This window comes from Streptomyces sporangiiformans (genome assembly GCF_005768555.2).
GTDB lineage: Bacteria > Actinomycetota > Actinomycetes > Streptomycetales > Streptomycetaceae > Streptomyces > Streptomyces sporangiiformans.
The window spans coordinates 1-21,709 of record NZ_VCHX02000322.1 but is presented as its reverse complement, the minus strand read 5'-3'; the positions used below and the strand labels follow the sequence as shown (position 1 = coordinate 21,709).

22 protein-coding genes and 1 pseudogene are annotated in these 21,709 nt (G+C 69.0%); 14 read left to right on the top strand and 9 right to left on the bottom strand.

Annotated features, from left to right (window positions below):
- Window positions 1-60: 60 nt before the first annotated feature.
- Window positions 61-240, bottom strand: a complete 180-nt coding sequence (locus FGD71_RS40610; RefSeq protein WP_119105591.1) for a hypothetical protein — start codon at window positions 238-240, stop codon at window positions 61-63.
- A gap of 217 nt (window positions 241-457) precedes the next feature.
- On the opposite strand from FGD71_RS40610, the gene FGD71_RS40605 reads away from it, so the two are divergent.
- Window positions 458-1,018, top strand: coding sequence for a carboxymuconolactone decarboxylase family protein (locus FGD71_RS40605; RefSeq protein ID WP_119105585.1), 561 nt, complete (start codon window positions 458-460; stop codon window positions 1,016-1,018).
- Window positions 1,019-1,195: 177 nt separating this feature from the next.
- On the opposite strand, the gene FGD71_RS40600 is transcribed toward FGD71_RS40605, so the two are convergent.
- A complete protein-coding gene (locus tag FGD71_RS40600) occupies window positions 1,196-2,071 on the bottom strand; it encodes an undecaprenyl-diphosphate phosphatase (RefSeq protein WP_119105584.1) in 876 nt (291 codons plus the stop codon).
- Between the two features lie 398 nt (window positions 2,072-2,469).
- Here FGD71_RS40600 and FGD71_RS40595 point away from each other — a divergent pair, with 398 nt between their 5' ends.
- From FGD71_RS40595 to FGD71_RS40585, 3 genes are read left to right on the top strand one after another with little or no spacing between them, the layout of a single operon-like run.
- On the top strand, window positions 2,470-3,648 hold the full coding sequence (locus FGD71_RS40595) for a Gfo/Idh/MocA family protein (RefSeq protein ID WP_240437016.1): 1,179 nt from the start codon (window positions 2,470-2,472) through the stop codon (window positions 3,646-3,648).
- Window positions 3,645-4,598, top strand: a complete 954-nt coding sequence (locus FGD71_RS40590) for a DUF6807 domain-containing protein (RefSeq protein ID WP_119105582.1) — start codon at window positions 3,645-3,647, stop codon at window positions 4,596-4,598. The genes FGD71_RS40595 and FGD71_RS40590 overlap by 4 nt, the downstream gene beginning before the upstream one ends.
- On the top strand, window positions 4,592-5,317 hold the full coding sequence (locus FGD71_RS40585; RefSeq protein WP_420878395.1) for a cupin domain-containing protein: 726 nt from the start codon (window positions 4,592-4,594) through the stop codon (window positions 5,315-5,317). Before FGD71_RS40590 ends, FGD71_RS40585 begins: the two co-directional genes overlap by 7 nt.
- Here FGD71_RS40585 and FGD71_RS40580 read toward each other — a convergent pair.
- On the bottom strand, window positions 5,299-5,793 hold the full coding sequence (locus FGD71_RS40580; protein WP_119105581.1) for a winged helix-turn-helix transcriptional regulator: 495 nt from the start codon (window positions 5,791-5,793) through the stop codon (window positions 5,299-5,301). The genes FGD71_RS40585 and FGD71_RS40580 overlap by 19 nt on opposite strands.
- Before the next feature lie 118 nt (window positions 5,794-5,911).
- On the opposite strand from FGD71_RS40580, the gene FGD71_RS40575 reads away from it, so the two are divergent.
- Window positions 5,912-7,081, top strand: coding sequence for a thiolase family protein (locus FGD71_RS40575; RefSeq protein ID WP_119105580.1), 1,170 nt, complete (start codon window positions 5,912-5,914; stop codon window positions 7,079-7,081).
- A gap of 24 nt (window positions 7,082-7,105) precedes the next feature.
- On the opposite strand, the gene FGD71_RS40570 is transcribed toward FGD71_RS40575, so the two are convergent.
- Window positions 7,106-7,879, bottom strand: coding sequence for a TVP38/TMEM64 family protein (locus tag FGD71_RS40570; protein WP_119105579.1), 774 nt, complete (start codon window positions 7,877-7,879; stop codon window positions 7,106-7,108).
- Between the two features lie 49 nt (window positions 7,880-7,928).
- Here FGD71_RS40570 and FGD71_RS40565 point away from each other — a divergent pair, with 49 nt between their 5' ends.
- From FGD71_RS40565 to FGD71_RS40550, 4 genes are all read left to right on the top strand, one after another.
- The gene (locus FGD71_RS40565; RefSeq protein ID WP_119105578.1) at window positions 7,929-8,726 is read left to right on the top strand and encodes a DNA alkylation repair protein; all 798 of its coding nucleotides are present in this window, start codon (window positions 7,929-7,931) and stop codon (window positions 8,724-8,726) included.
- Window positions 8,727-9,020: 294 nt separating this feature from the next.
- Window positions 9,021-10,196, top strand: a complete 1,176-nt coding sequence (gene tuf / locus FGD71_RS40560) for an elongation factor Tu (protein ID WP_119105577.1) — start codon at window positions 9,021-9,023, stop codon at window positions 10,194-10,196.
- 106 nt (window positions 10,197-10,302) lie between these two features.
- A complete protein-coding gene (locus FGD71_RS40555) occupies window positions 10,303-10,860 on the top strand; it encodes a DinB family protein (RefSeq protein WP_119105576.1) in 558 nt (185 codons plus the stop codon).
- A gap of 87 nt (window positions 10,861-10,947) precedes the next feature.
- Entirely contained in the window at window positions 10,948-11,793 is an 846-nt protein-coding gene (locus tag FGD71_RS40550; protein ID WP_119105575.1) for a spermidine synthase, read from the top strand.
- A gap of 68 nt (window positions 11,794-11,861) precedes the next feature.
- On the opposite strand, the pseudogene FGD71_RS40545 reads toward FGD71_RS40550, so the two are convergent.
- A pseudogene (locus tag FGD71_RS40545) lies at window positions 11,862-12,152 on the bottom strand (MFS transporter); the annotation flags it as partial.
- 390 nt (window positions 12,153-12,542) lie between these two features.
- On the opposite strand from FGD71_RS40545, the gene FGD71_RS40540 reads away from it, so the two are divergent.
- The 4 genes from FGD71_RS40540 to FGD71_RS40525 all read left to right on the top strand — a co-directional run bounded on the left by FGD71_RS40540 (window position 12,543) and on the right by FGD71_RS40525 (window position 17,418).
- Window positions 12,543-13,907: a replication initiator gene (locus FGD71_RS40540; RefSeq protein WP_119105574.1), complete on the top strand. Its 1,365-nt coding sequence runs from the start codon at window positions 12,543-12,545 to the stop codon at window positions 13,905-13,907.
- Window positions 13,908-14,422: 515 nt separating this feature from the next.
- The gene (locus FGD71_RS40535; RefSeq protein WP_119105573.1) at window positions 14,423-15,901 is read left to right on the top strand and encodes a helix-turn-helix domain-containing protein; all 1,479 of its coding nucleotides are present in this window, start codon (window positions 14,423-14,425) and stop codon (window positions 15,899-15,901) included.
- Window positions 15,902-16,031: 130 nt separating this feature from the next.
- Window positions 16,032-16,598 carry a peptidoglycan-binding domain-containing protein gene (locus FGD71_RS40530; protein WP_140936056.1) on the top strand — a complete coding sequence of 189 codons (567 nt, stop codon included), beginning with the start codon at window positions 16,032-16,034 and terminating at the stop codon, window positions 16,596-16,598.
- Between the two features lie 496 nt (window positions 16,599-17,094).
- Window positions 17,095-17,418, top strand: a complete 324-nt coding sequence (locus FGD71_RS40525; protein WP_140936055.1) for a hypothetical protein — start codon at window positions 17,095-17,097, stop codon at window positions 17,416-17,418.
- A gap of 104 nt (window positions 17,419-17,522) precedes the next feature.
- Here FGD71_RS40525 and FGD71_RS40520 read toward each other — a convergent pair whose 3' ends face one another.
- The 4 genes from FGD71_RS40520 to FGD71_RS40505 form a co-directional block, all read right to left on the bottom strand.
- A complete protein-coding gene (locus FGD71_RS40520; protein WP_119105571.1) occupies window positions 17,523-18,062 on the bottom strand; it encodes a hypothetical protein in 540 nt (179 codons plus the stop codon).
- Entirely contained in the window at window positions 18,059-18,481 is a 423-nt protein-coding gene (locus FGD71_RS40515; protein WP_162931359.1) for a recombinase family protein, read from the bottom strand. Before FGD71_RS40515 ends, FGD71_RS40520 begins: the two co-directional genes overlap by 4 nt.
- An 83-nt stretch (window positions 18,482-18,564) precedes the next feature.
- Complete coding sequence (locus FGD71_RS40510) at window positions 18,565-19,590, bottom strand: DUF8017 domain-containing protein (RefSeq protein ID WP_119105569.1); 1,026 nt, start codon at window positions 19,588-19,590, stop codon at window positions 18,565-18,567.
- A 65-nt stretch (window positions 19,591-19,655) separates the two neighbouring features.
- Entirely contained in the window at window positions 19,656-20,654 is a 999-nt protein-coding gene (locus FGD71_RS40505) for a DUF8017 domain-containing protein (RefSeq protein ID WP_119105568.1), read from the bottom strand.
- An 87-nt stretch (window positions 20,655-20,741) separates the two neighbouring features.
- Between FGD71_RS40505 and FGD71_RS40500 the strand changes: the two genes are divergently transcribed.
- Window positions 20,742-21,179, top strand: coding sequence for a DUF4442 domain-containing protein (locus tag FGD71_RS40500; protein WP_119105567.1), 438 nt, complete (start codon window positions 20,742-20,744; stop codon window positions 21,177-21,179).
- Window positions 21,180-21,709: the final 530 nt, after the last annotated feature.

The following is a 21,709-nucleotide window of genomic DNA, read 5'->3' as shown; positions in this document are numbered from 1 at the left end:
GCCTCCGGGACTCTCGGGTCCTCCGCCGCCGCGGAGTTCAGGCGGCGTTGACGGCCTCGCTCAGGCAGCCTCGATGACCTCGTCACGTACGGCCGCTGCCCACTCCACGACCAACAGCTCGTACTCCGCCCGCTCCTGAGCCGACAGCATGCCGCCCGAACGAATCCACAACGCACGAATCTGCTCATTCACGGCGGCAGCGGAACGCACGGAACCAGGGGTCAAGGAGTTGGGGGACATACCAACCAGGGTAGGGCCAAGGACTGACAGCACGCCACCGAACGACTACCCATCCAGTATGTGGTTGGTCACGAAAAGCGCTCGGTGGGTTTCCCGAGCAACTCGGCGGCCTCGAACCGCACATGCTCACATCGCGCCACAACTCCCGGCGGTTTCCTCGCGTTTTCGCTCTAGCGCTTCGATTTCCGCAGCGCAACAGTCGGGAGCCATGGGAGACATGAAGCAGCGCATCGACGGCGTCACACCGCCCTACGAACCCGAAACCGAACGTGCGTTACGCCGCTGGATGCCACCGGGCGTCGCGCGCGAACCCCTGATGCTCTTCAAAGTCCTCGAACGCCACCCCGACCTCGCCTCCCGCCTCCGTACGCTCGGCGCGGGTCTGCTCGTCCACGGCCGGCTGCCCGATCCCGACCGGGAGTTGGTCATCGCCCGGGTCGCGGCACACTGCCGCTGCGCGTACGAATGGGGTGTCCACATGGCGACGTACGCGGAGTCCGTCGGCCTGACTCCGCAACAGGTCGGCCTCACCGTGAGCGGTGCCCCGACCGACCCGGCCTGGACGCCTCGTCAGACGGCCCTCCTCCAAGCCGTCGACGAACTCCATGACACGTCCCGTCTGTCCGACGCCGCGTGGACCGACCTGCGTGAACATCTCGACGAACCCGAGGCCCTCGAGTTCCTGGTCCTGGCGGGCTGGTACCGCACGATCGCGTACGTGGCCAACGGCCTGGAGATCGAGCGGGAGCCCTGGGCGCGGGCGTTTCCCGAGAGCTGAAGTGGACCGAGTTCTGTCGCGGGCCATTTATTGGGGTGCCCCTGAGCCCTCGCCGCACTACGGTGATTCTCGTTCAGTTCGTTCGGTTCTGAACATCGAGCACGGGCCGCCCGCCGCGGGGGATCAGGCGGGCGGCTCCGTCGTGTCCGGGGGCGTGTCCGGGGCCGAGAGCAGCCGTCAGCCCGCCGATTCCGCCGCATGAGGACTCAGCGCACCCACGCTGACCAGCACGATGATGAGCACGCCGAGGGCGACGCGGTAGTAGACGAAGGGCATGAAGGACTTCGTGGTGATGAACTTCATGAACCATGCGATAACTGCGTAACCCACTACAAAAGCGATGATCGTCGCGAAGACCGTCGGGCCCCAGGAGACGTGCCCGCCCTCGCTCGCGTCCTTCAGTTCGAAGAGGCCTGAGGCCAGCACCGCCGGGATGGCGAGGAGGAAGGAGTAGCGGGCGGCCGCCTCGCGGGTGTAGCCCATGAGCAGACCGCCGCTGATGGTGGCGCCGGAGCGGGAGACACCGGGGATGAGGGCCATGGCCTGGCAGACGCCGTAGATCAGACCGTCCCTGACGTTCAGCTCCTGAAGGGTCTTGCGCTCCTTCGCCACCCGGTGCTTGCCGCCTGTCTCGTCGCGTGCCGCGAGACGGTCCGCGACGCCCAGGATGATGCCCATCACGATCAGCGTCGTCGCGGTGATGCGCAGATCGCGGAACGGCCCCTCGATCTGATCCTTGAGCGTGACGCCCAGGACACCGATCGGAATCGAGCCGATGATCACGAGCCAGCCCATCTGGGCGTCGTGGTCCTGCCGCATCGCCTTGTTCGTGAGCGAGCGGAACCACGCCGAGATGATCCGCGCGATGTCCTTGCGGAAGTAGATCAGCACCGCGGTCTCCGTACCGATCTGGGTGATCGCCGTGAAGGCCGCCCCCGGGTCCTCCCAGCCGGCGAACGCCGCGGTCAGCCGCAGATGCGCGCTGGAGGAGATGGGCAGGAACTCGGTCAGTCCCTGGACGAGTCCGAGGACGAGGGATTCAAACCAAGACATGAAAGTACGTGATCCAAGTGCCGAGGGCGGGAGTGGAGCGAAGGGGCGGGCGAACGCGCCGTGTTGTCGTATGGGGTGATCAGGCGCGCCCGGGGCAGCGTAGCGTCCCCCGGTGGCGGCGCGACGAGAGGGCCTCCGTATCGCGGACAGGGACGCTCCGGCGCACGCCGCGGCAACGGTGTCGGGGTGTTGACCTGCCCCGACTTGGCCGCTTACGTTTCCGCGAGGAGTGAAAGCGCTTGCTGCGCGCCGGTGGCCACCGGGGTCGACAGGCGCCCGCCAGATCCGATGTCACGTCCGATGGAGTGCTGATCACCTAGATGCGTACCCCCCGCGACGCAACCGCCAGCGAGCCCAGCAGCGAGCCAACGAGCAGGACCACAAGCAAGACGACCAGCGTGACCACCAGTGAGACGACCCCGCGCGAGAGCCGCTCCGCGGCTCCGCTCGACGGCCGCCGCATCAAGGTCGCGATCATCGGCACCGGAGCCATCGCCGGCGGCAGCCACCTGCCCGCGTTCGCCGCGCTCGCCGCCGAGGGCGAGGTGGAGATCGTCGCGGCGGTCGACATCGACGCCGAAGCGGCGAAGCGGTTCTGCGCGGAAGGCGGCGTCCCGCACGCCTACACCGATCTCGACCGGATGCTGGCCGAACAGCGTCCGGATCTCGTCTCCGTCTGCACCCCGCCGACCCTCCACCGCGCGCAGACCGTCGCCGCACTGCGCGCCGGCGCCTGGGTGTGGTGCGAGAAGCCGCCGGTGCCCTCGCTCTCCGACTTCGACGCCGTGGAGGCCGAGGAGGGTCTCGCGGGCGGTCCGTACGCCTCGATCGTCTTCCAGCACCGCTTCGGCTCGGGCGCGCAACACGTACGCCGCCTGATCGCCGAAGAGGCCATGGGGCGCCCTCTCGTGGCGCACTGTCAGACCACCTGGTACCGCAACGCCGCCTATTACGCGGTGCCCTGGCGCGGGAAGTGGCACACCGAGGGCGGCGGGCCCGCCATGGGACACGGCATCCACCAGATGGATCTGCTCCTCGACCTGCTCGGCCCGTGGGCCGAGGTACGTGCCATGGCCGGACGCCTGGTGCACGACGTACAGACGGAGGACGTCTCGACCGCGCTCGTACGCTTCGAGAGCGGTGCGCTGGCGACCGTGGTGAACAGTGTCCTCAGCCCGGACGAGGTCAGCCGGATCCGCATCGACTGCGAGCGGGCGACGGTCGAACTCACCCACCTCTACGGCCACACCAACGACAACTGGCGCGTCACCCCCACGCCGGACGCACCGGCCGAGGACGTGGCCGCCTGGCAGGACTTCGGCGCCGACGTGCCGAGTTCGCACCTGGCTCAGCTGCGCGACCTGGTCGCGAGCATGCGCGCGGGCGAACGTCCGCGCAGCAGTGGCGCCGACGGGCGCGCCAGCCTGGAGCTGATCACCGCGCTGTACAAGTCGGCGTTCACCGACACGACCGTACGGGCCGGCGAGATCGGCCCCGGCGACCCCTACTACACGGCCCTGCACGGCGGCGCCCCCGGCTGGGCACCGGCGACGCACCAGGAGGAGGTACCGGCATGACCGCACCGGACGGCCTGCGCATCGTCCATGCTCACGGCGACCGCATCACGATCACCGAACCCACCACCGGCGTCGAGCTGTTGAGCTACGTCTATGCTCCCGAGGCGGCCTGGGAGGCCCCGAAGCCGTATCTGCATCCGCTCAGGACGCTGGCGGGCAACGTTGTCACGGACTACCGGCCCAACGACCACCGCTGGCACAAGGGCCTCCAGATGACCGCCTCGCATCTGTCCGGGGCGAACCTGTGGGGCGGCAACTCGTATGTGCACGGACAGGGCTACCTCGAACTCCCCGAGCGCGTCGGGTCGATGGCGCATGTCACGTTCGACGAGGTGAGCGCGGACAGTGCGGACGGCACCGGCAGTGGCCGCGCGGTCATCGCCGAGCGGCTCACCTGGCACCCGTACGACGGCACGCTGTGGGCCGAGGAGGAGCGCCGTATCGAGGTGCACGACGTGGACCCGGCGTCCGGGTCCTGGGCGCTGACCTGGACGACGGCCGTCACCAACCGGCGCGACGAGCCCCTGCTGTTCGGCAGTCCGACGACGGCCGGCCGGGAGATGGCCGGATACACGGGCCTGTTCTGGCGCGGTCCGCGAGCGTTCCGGGACGGGCGGATCGTCGGGCCCGACGGCGAAGGCCCCGAGCTGATGGGGCAGCAGGCGCCCTGGCTCGCCTACTCGGGCGAGCACGACGTCACCGACGGGTACGCGACCCTCGTCTTCGCGCACGCCCCGGAGAACGACCACACCGGCAAGGGGGGCGCCCACCCGGCCCACTGGTTCGTACGCAACGAGCCGTTCGCGGCCGTCGCCCCGTCGTTCGCCTTCTTCGACGAGCTGGAACTCGCTCCCGGCGACACCCTCACCCGTCGCTATCGCGTCGTCGTCGCCGACGGCGCGTGGGAGCGCGAGGAGATCGCCAAGTACCTGGCGGGGCACCCGTGGTGAGCGCCGCCCCCGGCTTCACCGGGCTCCCCGGTGCCGTCGCCCTCTCGCACCTCTCGGTCTACGACTGGCCCGCCGCGGACGGGGTGTGCGGTGGCACGCCTCATCTGCACCTGACCTGTTCGGAGGCGTACGTCGTCACCGGCGGGCGTGGCGCGGTGCAGACCCTGACGACGTCCGGATACGAGGTCACGCCTCTCGCGCCCGGCACGGTCGCCTGGTTCACGCCCGGTACCATCCACCGGCTCGTCAACGAGGACGACCTGCGCATCACCGTCCTCATGCAGAACAACGGCCTGCCGGAGGCGGGGGACGCGGTCCTCACGCTGCCTCCGAAGTACCTGGCTGACCCGGAGACCTACGCGGCCGCCACCGCCATCCCGGCGGACGCGCCCGAGGCGGAGCGGGAGCGGATCGCGCGCACCCGGCGCGACCTCGCTCTCGAGGGTTATCGGGCGCTGCGTGACGCGGACGGGCCCGAGCCGCTCGCCGCGTTCCACCGGGCCGCGGCCGCGCTGGTGCGGCCCCGGCTCGCCGAATGGCGAGAGCGCTGGCAGCGCGGGGCGCAGGCGGCCGCCGCGGCCACGGACGATCAGCTCGAGCGGCTCGAACGGGGCGATGTGTCACACCTGGCCGACGCCGTCGTACGGACCGAACAGCCGTCCATGTACGGCAAGTTCGGGATGTGCGGGCGGCTTGATGTCTACGAGGGGACCGTCTGAGAAGGCTTCGCTTCGGCGGGGCCCGCCACCGTCCAGCCCGGGGCCTGCGGGTGGGCGGTCAGGTCCTCGTGCTGGACCGTGTCGCCGCAGACGGAGCAGGTCACGGCCGGGAGCAGCTCGTGGCCGCAGATGTGCTCGATCACCATGGGGCGATCGTCGTCTTTCCGGAGATGGCGGTCGCCCCACGCCATGAGTGTCAGCAGGACCGGCTCCAGTTCGAGGCCCGCGGTCGTGGGCCGGTACTCGAAGCGCTGCGGTCGCTCGCTGTAGGCCGACTTCTCCAGGATGCCGGCGTCGACGAGGCGCCGCAGCCGCGTGGCCAGGACGTCGCGCGGGGCGCCGATGTTGCGGACCAGTTGATCGAAGCGTCCGTTGCCGAGGCACACCTCGCGCAGGACGAGCAGGGAGTACTTCTCGCCGACCAGTGCCAGGGCATCGGCGATCGAGCAGGGGCGGGGGTCTTTGGGGGCGGCCATGGGGCCCAGTCTAGGTGAGGGTTTGTTTTTCCAACTCGCCAAGCTATGGTGAGTTTGGATTTCCTACTCACTAGTACTCGGTAGTCCCTCGGCAGCCGGCGGCCAAGGAGGCCCCCACATGCGTGACGCAGTCATCGTCGAAGCCGTACGCACCCCCATCGGCAAGGGCAAGTCCAACGGCTCCCTCGCCCACGTCCATCCCGTGGAGCTCCTCGCCCACACGCTGCGCTCGCTCGTCGAGCGCTCCGGAGTCGACCCGGCGCTGATCGACGACGTCATCGGCGGCACGGTCGACCAGGTCGGCGAGCAGGCCATGAACACCACCCGTTACGCCCTGCTCTCGGCCGGTTTCCCCGAGACGGTGCCCGCGACGACGGTGGACCGTCAGTGCGGTTCGTCCCAGCAGGCGGTGCACTTCGCGGCGCAGGGCGTCATGTCGGGAGCGTACGACCTGGTCGTGGCCTGCGGAGTGGAGTCGATGAGCCGCGTGCCGATGTGGTCGAACGTGCCGCCGGGCAAGGACCCCTTCGGGCCCGGAGTCGCCGAGCGCTACCGGGAGGGGCTGGTGCCGCAGGGCATCAGCGCCGAGCTGATCGCGGCCAAGTGGTCGATCTCGCGCGAGCAGATGGACGCGTTCGCGGTGGACTCGCACCGGAAGGCGACCGCGGCCTGGGACGGCGGGCTCTTCGACCCGGAGGTCGCCCCGCTGGACGGGGTGAGCCGCGACGAGTGCGTCCGGCCCGCCAGTACGGTCGAGGTCCTCGCCGGACTCAAGCCCGCCTACTACGACCCCGGTTTCGCCGAGCGCTTCCCTCAGATCGAGTGGAACGTCACCGCGGGCAACGCCAGCCCCGTCAACGACGGGGCGTCTGCCGTGCTGATCACGTCGAGTGAGACCGCGGCCCGCCTCGGTCTGCGCCCGCTGGCCCGGCTGCACAGTTTCGCCGTCACCGGATCCGATCCGCTGCTCATGCTCACGGGCGTCGTCCCCGCCACCGAGAAGGTGCTCCGCAAGGCGTCGCTGACCCTGGACGACATCGACCTCTTCGAGGTCAACGAGGCTTTCTCCAGCGTCGTGCTCGCCTGGCGGCAGGAGACGGGCGCCGACCTCGCCAAGGTCAACGTCCACGGCGGCGCGATCGCACTCGGACACCCCCTCGGCGCGAGCGGCACCCGTCTGACGGCCACTCTCGTCCACGCGATGCGCCTGCGCGGGGCCCGCTATGCCCTCCAGACGATGTGCGAGGCGGGCGGCTTGGCCAACGCGATGGTGCTGGAGGGGCTGTAGGCCCTTCGAGCTCGGCTTTCTTCCTCAGCGGTCGCGCAAATGGTGGCGCTTGCGCCAGGCGATGGCCGCTCCGGCCAGGGCCGGGAGGGCGATGCAGGCCATGGCGATCAGGAAGGCGGGCGACGTCGGCGTCGAGGCGCGGGCGCCGGCCACCACGTACGCGGCCGTGTTCGGGATCGAGCCGAGTCCTGTGGCGAGGAGGAAGGGAAGCCAGCCCATGCGGGAGAAGGACGCGCAGTAGTTCGCGGCCCAGAACGGCACCCCGGGGAACAGTCGCAGGGCCATCATCGAGCGGAACCCGTGACGGCTGAGCTGGCCGTCGGCCACCTTCAGCCAGCGCCCGCGCAGCAGTGGCCGCAGCGCGTCCTGCCCGAGCATCCGGCCGAGCCCGAAGGCGGTCCCGGCACCGAGCACCGTGCCGACGAGCGCGGCGCCGAGCCCCAGCTCCGAGCCGAAGAGAGCGCCCGCCGCGAGGTTGAGGAGCGGCCGCGGCACGAACGCGACCGTGCACAGCCCGTACGCCACCGCGAACACCACGGCCGCGGCGGCACCGTTCAGCGCCGGTGGCCAGCCGTCGGCCAGCAGCTTCTGCGGCTGGAGGAGCAGCACGGTCGCGGCGGCGGCCCCGAGCAGCGTCACGAGCAGGGACAGCCGGGACCACGGCGAGAGCACGACTCTCGTGCAGCGCGCGGCAAGACCCGTCGGCGCGGCGGCGAACTCTGCTGTGGCGAACTCTGTGGAGACGGCCGGGGGAGTGGCCGTTGCGGTGCCCCCAGAGCGGGTGGTGGCATCGGGCATCCGGTGACACTAACCGACAAATATGTGTGATCGCCGTATGGTTCGTCTCATGGGCGTCACAGGCTCACCGACATCGGGTGGCCGTCGAGGGGGACCGCGCCGTCGTCCGGAGGCACCGCGCGACCGCCCGGCGACAGCGCGCGACTCTCCGGCCGTACCGCGCAGTGCCCTCGCGGACACCCTGCTGGAGCGGCTCACCGCCACCTACACCGCCGCGGCAGATCCGGCACGCGCCGTGACCCTGCGCGCGTACATGAAGGACGTCGCGCCCTTCCTGGGACTCACCACGCCCGAGCGCCGCGCCCTGTCCCGGACCGTCCTGGAAGGCACGGGGCTCCCCGACCAGGCGGACGCCGCCGCCGTCGCGCTGCGCTGCTGGCGGCTGCCCGAGCGTGAGTACCACTACTTCGCCGTCGACTACCTGCGCCGCCATGTGAAGCGCTGCTCCTCCGATTTCCTGCCGGTCGCCCGGCACCTCGTCAGCACCGTCCCATGGTGGGACACCGTCGACCTGCTCGCCTGCCACGTGGTGGGAGGCCTCGTCGCCGCCGACCCCACGCTCAGGGCGGACATGGACGCGTGGATCGAGGACGACGATCTGTGGGTCGCCCGCACCGCGCTCCTCCACCAGCTGCGCTACAAGGACGCGACCGACACGGAGCGGCTCTTCGGCTACTGCCTGCGCCAGTCCGGGCACAGCGACTTCTTCGTCCGCAAGGCGATCGGCTGGTGCCTGCGCGAGTACGCCAAGACCGACCCGCGGGCCGTACGCGAGTTCGTGAGCCGGGAGCGGGAGCGGCTCTCGCCGCTGTCGGTGCGTGAGGCTCTCAAGAACATCGGCTCCTGACGCACCAGGGGAAACACCCGGAGCCTCGCCGCCGAAAACCATTCGACGTGGGCCGATGTGTCCGCAATGATCGCCTCATGTTCCGGCACGCCTTCCACCTCGCAGCATCCGCGGTCGCGGATGCCCCGAAGGCTGCCGTCCTGATCACCGTGGCCGCCGTCGACGGCGCCCGAAGCTGACCCTCTCCGGATCGTCCGGCGGACCCCGCAGGGGGAGGGTCGGCACATTCCTTGGGGTCCCCGTCCCGCACCGCCGGGAGCATCACCGAGCACCGGAAGGCTTCGAGGTACCGCCATGTCCAAAACGGCTTACGTCCGCACGAAACCGCATCTGAACATCGGCACGATGGGCCATGTCGACCACGGCAAGACCACGCTGACCGCCGCCATCACCAAGGTCCTCGCCGAGCGCGGCGCCGGCGGCACCCAGTACGTCGCGTTCGACCGCATCGACCGGGCGCCGGAGGAGGCGGCGCGCGGTATCACCATCAACATCGCGCACGTCGAGTACGAGACCGACACCCGGCACTACGCGCACATCGACATGCCGGGCCACGCCGACTACGTCAAGAACATGGTCACCGGGGCCGCGCAACTCGACGGGGCGATCCTCGTCGTCTCCGCGCTCGACGGGATCATGCCGCAGACAGCCGAGCACGTGCTGCTCGCCCGGCAGGTGGGTGTCGACCACATCGTGGTGGCTCTCAACAAGGCCGACGCCGCTGACGAGGAGCTCACCGACCTCGTCGAACTGGAGGTCCGCGAGCTGCTCTCCGCGCACGGCTACGGCGGTGACTCCGTACCGGTCGTACGGGTCTCCGGGCTCAAGGCCCTTGAAGGGGACCCGCGTTGGACCGGGGCGATCGACGCGCTGCTGGACGCCGTGGACACGTACGTCCCGATGCCCGAGCGCTATCTCGACGCGCCGTTCCTGCTGCCCGTCGAGAACGTGCTCACCATCACAGGACGCGGCACCGTCGTCACCGGTGCGGTCGAGCGCGGCACGATCAAGGTCGGAGACCGGGTCGAAGTGCTCGGCGCCGGCGTCGACACGGTGGTCACCGGCCTGGAGACCTTCGGCAAGCCCATGGCGGAGGCGCAGGCGGGGGACAACGTGGCGCTGCTGCTGCGCGGTGTCGCACGTGACACGGTGCGCCGCGGCCATGTCGTCGCGGCGCCCGGCAGCGTCGTACCCAGTCGCCGCTTCTCGGCCCAGGTGTACGTCCTGTCGGCGCGCGAGGGCGGCCGTACGACGCCGGTGTCCACCGGTTACCGGCCGCAGTTCTACATCCGCACCGCGGACGTGGTCGGCGACGTCGACCTCGGCGAGCGGGCGGTCGCGCGGCCCGGCGACACCGTCGCCATGACGGTGGAGCTGGGGCGTGACGTCCCGCTCGAGTCGGGCCTCGGCTTCGCGATCCGCGAGGGCGGCCGCACGGTCGGCGCGGGCACCGTGACCTCGGTCGGCTGAGCGACATCGACCGGGGGCCCGCCTCCCGTCCGGTACAGGGGTCCGGTACGGGAGGCGGGCAACCCGCCCACACCCCGCCTCCCGGCCGGGGGCGATGATGGCGGGCATGACCACGCCGCGCAGAAGAGCCGAAATGTTCATCGCCGCCGAGCAGGACCGTCGCTTCCGTACCTCTGCCGTCGTGGACGAGCGCACCATGCTCGTCGACATGCTCGGCGCCCAGCGCGCGACGCTGGAACTGAAGTGCTCAGGTCTGGAAGCGGAGTTGGAGTTGGCCCGGCGGTCCGTGGAACCCTCCACGCTCTCGCTGCTCGGACTGGTGCGGCACCTCGCCGATGTGGAGCGCCGCTGGTTCCGGCAGGTCATGGCCGGGCAGGACGCGCCCGCGCGCTTCTCCTCGCCGGTGCGCCCGGACGGTGACTTCGACGGTGCCGCGGCCGATCCCGCGGTCGTCGCCGAGGCCTGGGAGGCCTGGCGTGCGGAGGTGGCCTTCTCCGAAGCCCTCGTCGCCGACGCACCCGATCTCGATGTCGTGGGAGAGGATTCCTGGCGCGGGCCGGTGTCGCTGCGCTGGGTGCTCGTCCACATGATCGAGGAGTACGCCCGGCACAACGGGCACGCCGATCTGCTGCGCGAGCGCATCGACGGAGCGACAGGTGTGTGAGGCGGACCGTCCGCCATGTCAGGTCACCGAGGCGGTGACGGGAGGCGACCAGCCCTCCTGGCGCGGCCGGAACGGCACAATGGAACCGTGGACGAGCCGATACCCGTGACGCGGGTCGTGGATCACGGGACCGCCAAGCTGATGCCGGACGTCGACCGGAGGCGAGCCTGGCTGCTCACGGTCGACGGGGCGCCGCAGTCGTACGTCGATCTGGACGCGCCGACGCACCTGGAGTTCGAGTACGCGCGCAGGCTCGGGCACGTCCTCGACACCCTCACGGAGCCGGGGCGCCCGCTGGACGTGCTGCACCTCGGCGGCGGCGCGCTCACCCTGCCCCGGTATCTCGCCGCCACCCGGCCGGGATCCCGCCAGGACGTCATAGAGGCCGACCGGGGCCTGCTGGCCCTCGTGGCCGAGCACGTGCCCGTTCCCGGCGACGCGGGGATCACGCTGCACGGCGCCGATGCCCGGGCCTGGCTCGAAACCGCCGCCTCCGATTCCGTCGACGTCCTGATCGCCGACGTCTTCGGCGGCTCACGCGTCCCGGCACACCTGACGTCGGTGGCGTACGCCCGCGAGGCCGAACGGGTCCTGCGCGGCGACGGCGTCTACCTGGCGAACCTCGCCGACGCCGCGCCCTTCGCCTTCCTGCGCTCCCAACTCGCCACGTTCTCCACGGTGTTCGAGGAGCTGGCGCTGATCGCCGAGCCGGGCATCCTGCGCGGCCGCCGCTTCGGCAACGCGATCCTCGTCGCCTCCCACCACCCCGTCGACACCGGCACCCTCGCCCGCCGTACCGCCTCCGACGCGTTCCCGGCCCGGGTCGAGCACGGCGCGGCGCTACGCGCCTTCCTGGGAGACGCCGAGCCCGTACGGGACGAGAACGCGGTCCCGTCACCGGAGCCGCCGGACGGTGCGTTCAGCATCGGCTGACCCATCTTCAGAAGTCACGACGACCGCCTGTACGTCGGCTCCGGGCGGGCGTGGCCCTCGACGGCCCTTCAGGAACGGCCGACCCGCTCCTCCGAGCCCAGCGGCTCACCCTTCGTCGGCACCCCTTGCGTCACTTCCTTCGTACGACGCGTCAGATGCCGCACGTCGGGCACGCACAGCACGGCCGCCGTCACCACGACGACCAGCGCGGAGCACCCCCACAACGACGCCGTACGTCCGAAGGCCTCCTCCGTCGGGCCCGCGAGAGCCGTGGCGAGCGGGACCATCGAGACGGAGCCGAACCAGTCGTAGGCCGAGACACGGGAGAGCTTGTCCTTGGGGATCTCCTGATGCAACGCACAACACCTCGTGGAATGTAACCTTCCGCGGTCTTGTGGTGCCGAGCGAGGAGTTACGTCTGCTGTGTCCTACCCCGTCGGGTGGCAGCGCTGACAACGGCTTGCTGAACCGAAGGGCAGCACTTGGGGCCGCGCTCCTCCCGACCAGCGCAGGCCCGGCAAGAAGAGCGAGGGATCGCCTCAAGACTGGCGGAAGCCGCATCGGCACGCCCACTCCGTTGGGCGTGTCTTTGAGTTGATCGACGGATGTCAATCTTTCTGTCTGGTTTCCGGCATACCCTTGCACTGCACGGTGCTTGTTCGTGCCGGTACCGGACCGAGCCATCCACGAATGGGACAGGTCCGGTGAACTCTCCCGAACGAAAGTCCTGGGCGGCAGCGCTCTGCTTGATGCTGTCAGCAGACCGCGACGCCATCCGCATCGCACAAGATCCCAAGTTCACACGCTGGTTGGAACAGATCACGGCCACGGGTGGCTGCACCCACCCGGTTCACCTGTCTGGCTCGACGACTACCTTGGACGCGGCTACCGGCGAGATCCTGCGGTACTACGACGCCCGCGAGGAACCTGGCGAACGCCTGCTCGTCCGCTGCCGCAACCGGCGCTCAACTGTCTGCGCACCGTGCTCCCGCCTCCACGCGGGAGACACCTTCCACCTCGTCCGCGCGGGCCTGGTCGGCGGCAAGAACGTCCCCGCCACAGTGCGTGACCGCCCTCGGCTCTTCGTCACCCTCACGGCTCTGTCCTTCGGGCCCGTACACGGTGCCGGGGAGCTGTGCCGTCCCCGCCGCGACGGCGGTACCTGCGAGCACGGTCGGCCCGTCAGCTGCCACGCCGCTCACGATTCCGCCGAGCCTCTCGTAGGTCAGCCGCTCTGCCGCGACTGCTACGACTACGCCGCACACGCGCTCTGGCACGCGCACGCGGGCGAGCTCTGGGACCGCTTCGTCATCGGCGTCCGGCGACAGCTCGCCACGGCTATCGGCCTGGCACAGTCCCGCTTCCGCGACCATGCGCGCTTGTCCTTCGCGCGCGTCGCCGAATACCAGCGGCGTGCGGCCGTCCACGTCCATGCCGTCGTACGCCTTGACGGCCCGGCCGGACCGAACGATGAACCCCCGGCCTGGGGCACAGCGAACCGGCTCATAGACGCCGTGTGCGCGTCCGCCCGGCGCGTCCTCGTCCGCGCGCCCTACAGCTCCGCGGTGGGTGAGTTGGCGCTGCGCTGGGGCGTCCAGGTCGACGCCCGGCCACTGCGCGCCAACGGCACCGGACCCGACGATGACGCCGTGGCCGCGTACGTGGCCAAGTACGTCACCAAGGGAGCGGGGGAGACGGGCGCCGGCCTCGACCACAAGGTCACCACCTGGGACGACGTCGACACGGCACCCGTGAGCAAGCACGTGCGCACCCTCATGCGTACCTGCTGGCGCCTCGGCGGTCTCCCCGAGTACGCACCACTGCACCTGCGCACCTGGGCTCACACGCTCGGATACCGAGGCCACATCCTCACCAAGTCCCGTGCCTACTCGACGACGTACGCGGCGCTGCGCGCCGAACGTGCCCACCATGTGGGCCGCGTCGACATCCCCGACACGGTGACTGACGCGCACTGGCGCTACGTCGGCTCCGGTCACACCCCCGGAGCTGCACTCATTGCGGCCGATATCGCCAAAGACCTTGCCACAAATAGCGAGATCACTCGGGAAGTACGGATTGCCGGGAGGAGGGAGCCGGGTGCCTCGTCCGCGTGACGCCGACGAAGATCAGGACATGGCTTGGGCACGGGCGCACGCGCGCAGGTCCCCTCGTTGGTCTGATGCGCAGTGGCGCCGGATGAACGCTGCTCTGGGTGTAGAGGTCTCGACACGCGACGGAGCCCGCCACCATCGCCGTACGAGGTGACGGGCTTCCGTTGCTTCTACAGAGCAGATCGGCGTGATGTCTTGGGCCGCGAAGAACATGACGGCCCGGTGCCAGAGCGCGGCAGCGGTAATCGCGCGCTCGTCTTCCAGGACATCGGTGCAGGCGAGCCGGAATGGCTAGGACGGGCTTCGGTGGGAGCATCGGGACGGACCGGCGTGGCCCACTTGCGGGTGAGGCCTTCGTCGTCCTGAGAGTGGAAGGTTTCACCTAGGAGCGGGCGCTGCATGAGCGGGCCGGCCAGGCGCTCAAGGAGCACCGCGCGGAGATCCGCCGGTACTTCAGGATTCGGGGGGCGTGCTGCCTGACTCGGACAAGGCGGCCGACAAGCTGGCGAGGGAGAGCCGTGCCGACACCTCAGGTACTCGATGAATTGCTGCGTCAGCTGAGGCCTCGTGTCTGCCAGGATGCTGATCTTGATCCGCAGACGCTGATTGACTGGTTGGGGCGGCAGCTCGGCGCGGAGATCGCCCTGGTCGACCGCGCGGGCAAGGTGGAGGTGTCCACTGCCCGGCTTGCGCCGGACATCCTTGCCAGTCTCCAGCCGGTGCTGGCCCAGTTGTCGAGCGGACAGCTGGCCGCTGCGGCCTCGCAGGTGGGCGTGTTCCATGTGCGGTGCGAAGCGCTGGGACGGCAGGTGCCGCGTCCGGTGCTGGTGGTGGGCAGCCCCCTGCCGCAGACGCGGGAGGCGCTGGCGCTGGCGTCCCATATCGGCGCCATGATCGAGGTGTTGCGCCGTGTCCGGCAGGCCGACGACCTCGCCCTGCGCTATCAGCAGGCGGCAGCGCGGCTGCGCCTGGCGGTCTTCACGGCCCTGATGGCTGGAGAACTGACGCTGGCCCGCCGGATGACGGCCGGTGCCGTTCCGCCGCTGCTGGACGCTGAACGTCTGCGCATCCACCTGCTGCGCTGCCCGCCCTCAGACCGCGGCAGGCTCATCGACGCCTACCAGGATGCGACCGGCTATCACGGTCGCGGCTTGATGGTGCGTTGCCCTGTCTACGACGACCACCTCATCTGTCTTCTGCCCATGGACCACGACGGCGACAGCCTGGACAGCGGCCTGGCCGCGCCCTTGCGGGCGCTGGTGCGAGACAACCCGAACTACGCGCTGGGCATCAGCGCCCCCGTACCCTTGCCGGCCACCGCGCAGGCCTACGATCAAGCCCGCCATGCCCTGGCCGTCGCCTGCCACACACCCGAACGGGTCGCCGACTACCACGGCCGGCCACCGCTGGCCGGACTGCTCCCTCGTCGACAAGCCCTCGCCTGGGCCCATGCCTTCCTGGAGCCGATCAGAAAGGCTCCCCGGCTCACCCTCGACATCACCAGCCTGGCCCTGAACTTTCCCCGCTCCGGTGTGGCGCGGCTGCTCGACATCAGCCGCAACACCGTCACCGCCCATCTGACGCGTGCCCAAGACGCCCTCGGCCTCAACCTGCAGGACCCTGCCAGCCGCGCCGATCTCGCCCTGGCCCTGGCGATCACCGACCTCCTGCTACCCGACAACAACGCCGTAACCGAGCATCTGCCGACGCCTTCGGTGGACAGTCTGCTGTCCACCGAAGCGGCCATCACCTGGGCGCACGCCTTCCTCCAACCCCTGCAGCTCGGCACGGACCGCACCGTGCACCAGACCCTGCGAGCCTGGATCGAGGCCGGCACCGATGCCCAGCGAACGGCCCAGAACCTCGGCATCAGCCGCACTACTGTTCGCGCCCACCTGCGCGCCGCCGAACAGCTCCTGAAACGCAGCCTCCTGCCCCCAGGCCCTGGCACCCACGAACTGGTCCACGCCTTCCGCATCGCCGACCGTGCACCGTGAACAGTCACAACCCGGCGACTGCGCACCGTGCGCATTGCCCGCCATCGACAGCGCTTTCTAAAGTCTGTTTCACCCGGCCGACGAGTTCGGTTACGCGGGACCCGCATCTACATCATCAAGGGGGAGTTCTGTGAGGAACTGGACGATAGGCGGTCGGCTCTCCGCAGCCGCAATCAGCATCCTGGCGCTCGGCACTTTGGCGGTGGGCGTCACGCCGGCCTCCGCCGCAATGAGCGATGGTTACGTGCGCGGCTACGACACCTACGTGGGCGACTGGGGCGACGAGGGAGAATTCGGCCATGGCGTCTACTGGTACCCCTACAACAGCACCAACGCCGTGTGCCTGTGGCAGAAGATCCTCTGGGCTGAGGGAGCCGAGGAGAGCGACCACTCAACCTTCGACCAAGCAGATATTGACGGTCACTTCGGCGCGAACACGCAGTATGCGACCGAGACGCTGCAAGCCAGGTGGAGGCTGGACCATGACGGTGTGGTCGGCCCCCTGACCTTCGGCCGCGCCGACGACAACCTCCGCTACGTCAGCGGCAGCGATGACCGGGGCGAGGTGCTCAACCTGACCTACCGCGGCAGGGACTGGAGCTTTAGCGCGCGGCGGGACAGCAGCGGCATCTATTCCTTCTACGACGGCAACGGAACCCGGCGAAACGCCGGCTACGACTACAACAGCTGCGACTGAGGGTACGGCTCCTGGCATCGTCCCCGACCTCATGAAGGTCCTGAGTCTGGTCCCACCTTGTGAGCGGTGGGACCAGACTCTTTCGTGTGGTGATGGGGGAATGGGCCGGGGAGACGTGTCGGGCTGAGCTTCGCACCGTTATGTGGACGATCTCCGGCATACTGGGAACACCCTCGCGGCCGACACTGGCGCCAACTCAAGGACCTCATGACGAGGATGGGGTAGTCCTCCGGTGGCTGTTTACTAAACGGTTACGGCGAAGTCAAGTGGTGATCCTTCTCGGCGCACGAGCCCTTGACCAGGCCGAATGGCGAGAGATCAACAGTGCGCTTCACCACATCCGCTGAGTCGAAGCGCGCTGAACCAATGCGCGGCCCCCTGGCTCCTGCTTCAATCCATCCATGCAGGTCGTAGCTGCGGACGCCTTCTGGACGTCCGGAACTTTCTGGGCGACTGTGGCCGTCATCGCCACGGTACTGATCGGGATTGGTGCTATATGGGCAACCCTCCGGGCTGCACATCCGAAACGCCGTATTGCGTACAGCCTAGCCGGATCGGTAGAGATTCGCTCGCCACTTATACGCTGCTCGCCGACGGCACACCGCGGATCTCTTTCACCAGTTCCCTCATCGACGTGAAGGTCTCGAGAGGAATCAATGGTAGCTGGGAGGATAGGGTTGAGGACTGGGTGGATAAAATCCCATTCCCCCTCCAAGGACTCATAGTGATCGTAGTCGGAGGGATGATTCTCTTCGGAATCAGTCTCCTCCTCGGCGATGCGGGGTTGATTAAATTCCAGTTCGAAATCGATAAGGACTAGGTGGATGTGGCGAAAGTGCGCTGTTGATCTCTCGCCGTTCGGCTCGGGCGAGGGCTCGGGCGCCGAGAAGGATCAGCACTTGACTTCGCCGTAACCGGTTAGGGCTACTCCTCGGCGTACACCGGAACCAGCCGGTCCCGCAGGGGTACGCGGCGCCCGCTCCCGACAGGAAGTACGACCACAGCCGTCAGTGTCCTCGCGATGTACGACCGGCGTTCAGCGAGGGTGATCCCGTCCCTGTACCACTCCTCGGCCATGTCCACGATTTCGCCCTGGCTCGCGAGAGCCTGGCGCTGCCACGCGTTCCGTTCCTTCTTCAGGCGCTGTTCGTCGGCCTCGTACTCGGCAAGATCGGAGTAGAAGCGCTCAGCGCTGATCTTGCGCGCCCTGCGAGCCTGCTTGAGATCGGCGAGGTCCTCACGGACGATCCTCAGTTCGGCTTCCTTCGGCCACTCCTGCGGAGCCTTGACCGCCTGCCGTTCGCTGGCCTCTTCCTCGTACTTCGTGATCACCAGCTTGCCGATCAGCTCGTCGGTCTCGGGTCCGCCGACCTTGACCCCACCGCACCCCCTGCCCGTGGTCTTCGCCGGGCAGACGTAGTAGAAGTACCCTTCCGGCTTGCCCCGGCTAGGTGCGGCCTTCATCGCGGGGGTACGGAACCGCGCTCCTCCTTGCCGCAACGGAGGGTGCCGCTAGACAGGTACACACGGGAGTTGTGGCCACCCCCGCGCATAGCGCCGTCACCGATGATCTCTTTGATGGTCTCCCATTCGGACACCTCCAAGATGGCAGTCCACTGCCCCATGATGGGCTTGCCCTCGGCGTCGTGAGCGATGGTCATGTGCCTGCTCTCGCGGCCCGTTTCCGGGTCGAACTCGATCACTACGTGCGACCGGTATCCGCACAGGCGCGGGTTGCCCATCATGTCCCTGAGGCCGATCCATGTCCAAGGGTTGCCCTTGGATGTGGTGATGCCCTGGCGGTTCCAGTCGGCCACGATCGCGTGCCAATCGGCCCCCAGGATGAGGCGCTTGCGTCTCGGGACGGCGGAGGGACTGGTCACCGGGGAACTATCGTCGTCGCCGACCCGAGTCACCAGTCCCCTTTGCGCCGTAGCCAGGGGCCGTTGCGGCTTGTTTCCGGGCCTTAGGAATCCGTGGGAGCGGTGTCGGTGAGGCGCACCGTGGCCAGGATCTTCTGGATCGTCGCCTCCGGAATCTCGCCGTCGACGCCCTTGGCGCCGAACAGGTTCCAGGTCACGAAATCGCCAGCACCGTTCTTGAACGCGAAGGTGATGGCCTTGCCCTCACTGTCGCACTTGCCGTTCTGCGGCGTGTTCTCGGACCACGAGGTGGCGACGCTGCCCTTCAGGCCCGAAGCCGTTGCGTACGCCTTCGGCTTGGAGAACTTGACGCTCTTCTTGTCCGGCTGTGTGTAGCCGCCGAAGATCCACCACGGAACCCGGGTCTCGGCCGCCTCGTTCGTGTTCTTGGCGCCGTTCTCGCCACGCGTTCCGGCGGTCACCAGGGCGGTGTCCTCGTCGCGGCCGTCCTTGTCGTCGTCGTCCGTGCACCACTTGGACTTGAGATAGGCGGGAGCCGTCACGGTGGTCCGGTCCGTCTTGCCCTTCTCTTCCCATTCGAAGCCGACGCTGGTGTCCGCGGTGTCGAGTTCCCACTCGGCGGGAACGTCGAACTTGGTGCCGAACCGCGGGTTCACCACGACCTTCCAGCCGGGAACGGTCGGCTTCTCGCTGCTGCTGCCGCGCGGGTTGTCCGCGTCGCCGGACGCGGACGCGCTCGGCTTCTTGGACGCGGAGGCCGTGGCGGCCGGGCCCTTCTTGTCCGGGTCCTTGGCCGTGTCGTCCTTGTCGCCGCCCAGGACCAGGAACCCGGTGACACCGGCCGCGACGACGACGGCCGAGGCGGCGACGATCGCGACGATCTTCGTCCTCTTGTTGTCACCGCCGCCCTGCGGCACCTGCGGGGCGCCCAGCGGGTCCGCGGGCGTAGCCCAGCCCTGCTGACCGGGCTGCTGCGCATAGGGGTTCGGTTGCTGAAATCCGGGCTGCTGATACGGATTCGGCTGCTGGTACCCCGGCTGCTGATACGGATTCTGATTCGGATCCTGCGGGTTCTGCTCGCCCCCGGGCGGCTGCTGTCCTGGCCACATGGGCGCCAACCCTAGCGGCGTAGGGACACGGTTTTGTCACTGCCCCTTGCCGGTGACGTACCGGATCAGGACCCCGACGGGTCCTCATACAGGCGCACGGTGCTGAGGATTTTCCGCACCGTGGCGTCCGGTACCTCGTCGGACACGCCCTTGACGCCCTGGAACGCCCACGACATGAACCTTCCTTCGGCGTTCTTGAAGCCGAACACCGTCGCCTTCCCGTCGCTGTCGCACTTACCCGATTTCTTCACACCGGTGGACCACGCGGTGCCCAGACTGCCCGTGATGCCGGACTTCGTCGTGTACGACTCCACCGCGGCGGAGTCGATGTTCGCCTTCTCAGGTTGTGTGTAGGCCCCGTAGACCCAGGACTTGGAGTCGGCGCGTGCGACGTCCTCGGTGCTCTTGGCGCCCTTGTTGCCCCGGGTGCCCGCGCCCGCCAGCGGCGTGTAGTCCACCGTGCCGTCCTTGTCCTCGTCCGTCCCGCACCACTTCGACTTGAGGTACGCCGGAGCGGCCATGGCGGCCAGGGGCTTCTCCTCGGGATCGTCGTCCTCGGAGACGTACGAGACCCAGTCGGGCGACTCGAGTGCCCAGTCCGCCGGCACGTCGAAGGCGACGCCGACCTTGGGGTTCACCACGGCCTTCCAGCCCGCGACGGTCGGCTGCTCCCCGTCGGAGGTGCGCGGGTTGCCCGAACTGGTCGGCTGCGCACGGGACTTGGTGGGCTTCGGATCGGCCTGGTCGTCCTTGTCGCCGCCGAGCAGTACGAATCCGGTCACGCCCGAGGCGACCACGACGACGGCCGCCGCGACGACCGCGATGAGCTTCGTGCGCCCGCCGCCGGGCGGCGGCACGGACGCGCCCGCCGGGACCGTGGCAGCGTTCCACTGGCCGTGGGCCTGCGGGCCCTGCTGATACGGGTTCGGCTGCTGGTACCCGGGCTGCTGGTACGGGTTGGGCTGCTGCATGCCCCCCGGGGGCGGTTGCTGCTGCCCGCCGCCCGCGTTCGGCTGCTGCTGCGGATTCTGTGCGCCCCCTGGCGGCTGTTCTCCTGGCCACATGCGCGGCAACGATACTGCGATCACCTCGTCGGCTCTGGTCAGGATCGGCTACTCATGGGTAACATTCCGGTCATGAGCGCAGACCAGATGTCGATCGGCGAGATGCTCGCCGCCACGGTGCCGATGGTCCGGACCCTGAAACTCGAATACCTCGAGACCACGCCGGAGAAGGCCGTCCTCGCCCTGCCCGACCAGAGCGAGTACCACAACCACGTCGGCGGGCCGCACGCCGGGGTGATGTTCACGCTGGGCGAGTCGGCGAGCGGGGCGGTCGTCCTCGCCGCCTTCGGGGACCAGCTCTCGCGCGCCGTACCGCTTGCGGTCACCGCCGAGATCGCGTTCAAGAAGCTTGCGCGGGGAGTCGTCACGGCCACGGCGACGCTCGGCCGTCCCGTCGCCGACGTCGTCGCCGAACTCGACGAGGGCAAGCGCCCCGAGTTCCCCGTGGCTGTCGCCATCCAGCGGGAGGACGGCGCCGTGACCGGCGAGATGACGGTGACCTGGACCCTGCGCCCGAACGACTGAGCAGGGCAGCGCCCCGCCTGCCGACCTCCTGGCTGGTTCGCGATGCGGAGTGGCCGATGGCGCCTCTTGAACAGGACTGGTGGAGCCCGGATGATGGCGCCATCGCGGCTCAGAGAGCCTCGATGGGCGGGGCCGAGTGCCTCGGCCGAGTCCGGTGCGGGGGAGGGGCTCGTAGTGGTGATCACGCTGTTCGTCGGGGCGGCTCTGTTCGGGCTCCTCGCCTGGGCCGCGGGCGTGTTGGTGCGACGTGAGCGCCGACGACTCGGAACGAGCGCCGAAGCTCATCGGATCGAATCGGCCGCCACACGAGGCATCCGCGACGCGAGACGCCGCGCCCGGGCCATGCATCACACGGGCGGCTCCGGGGGAATCAGCCGCTTGGACGTACGCGTCTAGGTGTGCTGTCCGGGGACGTTGGTGACGGGCGACACGCCTTGAGCGGTCCTTGAACGAGGCGAGGGCCCCTGGTTTCGGTGTGGATTGCGAGATCTACAACCGGCAGCCAGGAGGCCCTCGTTGTCCCACCGTAA

Bases quoted from the DNA above. Each gene is read 5' to 3' on its own strand.
- FGD71_RS40500 (WP_119105567.1), top strand. From the start codon at position 20,742: ATGTCGATCGGCGAGATGCTCGCCGCCACGGTGCCGATGGTCCGGACC.
- FGD71_RS40510 (WP_119105569.1), bottom strand. From the start codon at position 19,590: ATGTGGCCAGGACAGCAGCCGCCCGGGGGCGAGCAGAACCCGCAGGAT.
- FGD71_RS40570 (WP_119105579.1), bottom strand. From the start codon at position 7,879: ATGCCCGATGCCACCACCCGCTCTGGGGGCACCGCAACGGCCACTCCC.
- FGD71_RS40520 (WP_119105571.1), bottom strand. From the start codon at position 18,062: ATGAAGGCCGCACCTAGCCGGGGCAAGCCGGAAGGGTACTTCTACTAC.
- FGD71_RS40525 (WP_140936055.1), top strand. From the start codon at position 17,095: ATGGGCAACCCTCCGGGCTGCACATCCGAAACGCCGTATTGCGTACAG.
- FGD71_RS40555 (WP_119105576.1), top strand. From the start codon at position 10,303: ATGACCACGCCGCGCAGAAGAGCCGAAATGTTCATCGCCGCCGAGCAG.
- FGD71_RS40590 (WP_119105582.1), top strand. From the start codon at position 3,645: ATGACCGCACCGGACGGCCTGCGCATCGTCCATGCTCACGGCGACCGC.
- FGD71_RS40505 (WP_119105568.1), bottom strand. From the start codon at position 20,654: ATGTGGCCAGGAGAACAGCCGCCAGGGGGCGCACAGAATCCGCAGCAG.
- tuf (WP_119105577.1), top strand. From the start codon at position 9,021: ATGTCCAAAACGGCTTACGTCCGCACGAAACCGCATCTGAACATCGGC.
- FGD71_RS40575 (WP_119105580.1), top strand. From the start codon at position 5,912: ATGCGTGACGCAGTCATCGTCGAAGCCGTACGCACCCCCATCGGCAAG.
- FGD71_RS40580 (WP_119105581.1), bottom strand. From the start codon at position 5,793: ATGGCCGCCCCCAAAGACCCCCGCCCCTGCTCGATCGCCGATGCCCTG.
- FGD71_RS40605 (WP_119105585.1), top strand. From the start codon at position 458: ATGAAGCAGCGCATCGACGGCGTCACACCGCCCTACGAACCCGAAACC.
- FGD71_RS40540 (WP_119105574.1), top strand. From the start codon at position 12,543: ATGCTGTCAGCAGACCGCGACGCCATCCGCATCGCACAAGATCCCAAG.
- FGD71_RS40565 (WP_119105578.1), top strand. From the start codon at position 7,929: ATGGGCGTCACAGGCTCACCGACATCGGGTGGCCGTCGAGGGGGACCG.
- FGD71_RS40600 (WP_119105584.1), bottom strand. From the start codon at position 2,071: ATGTCTTGGTTTGAATCCCTCGTCCTCGGACTCGTCCAGGGACTGACC.
- FGD71_RS40610 (WP_119105591.1), bottom strand. From the start codon at position 240: ATGTCCCCCAACTCCTTGACCCCTGGTTCCGTGCGTTCCGCTGCCGCC.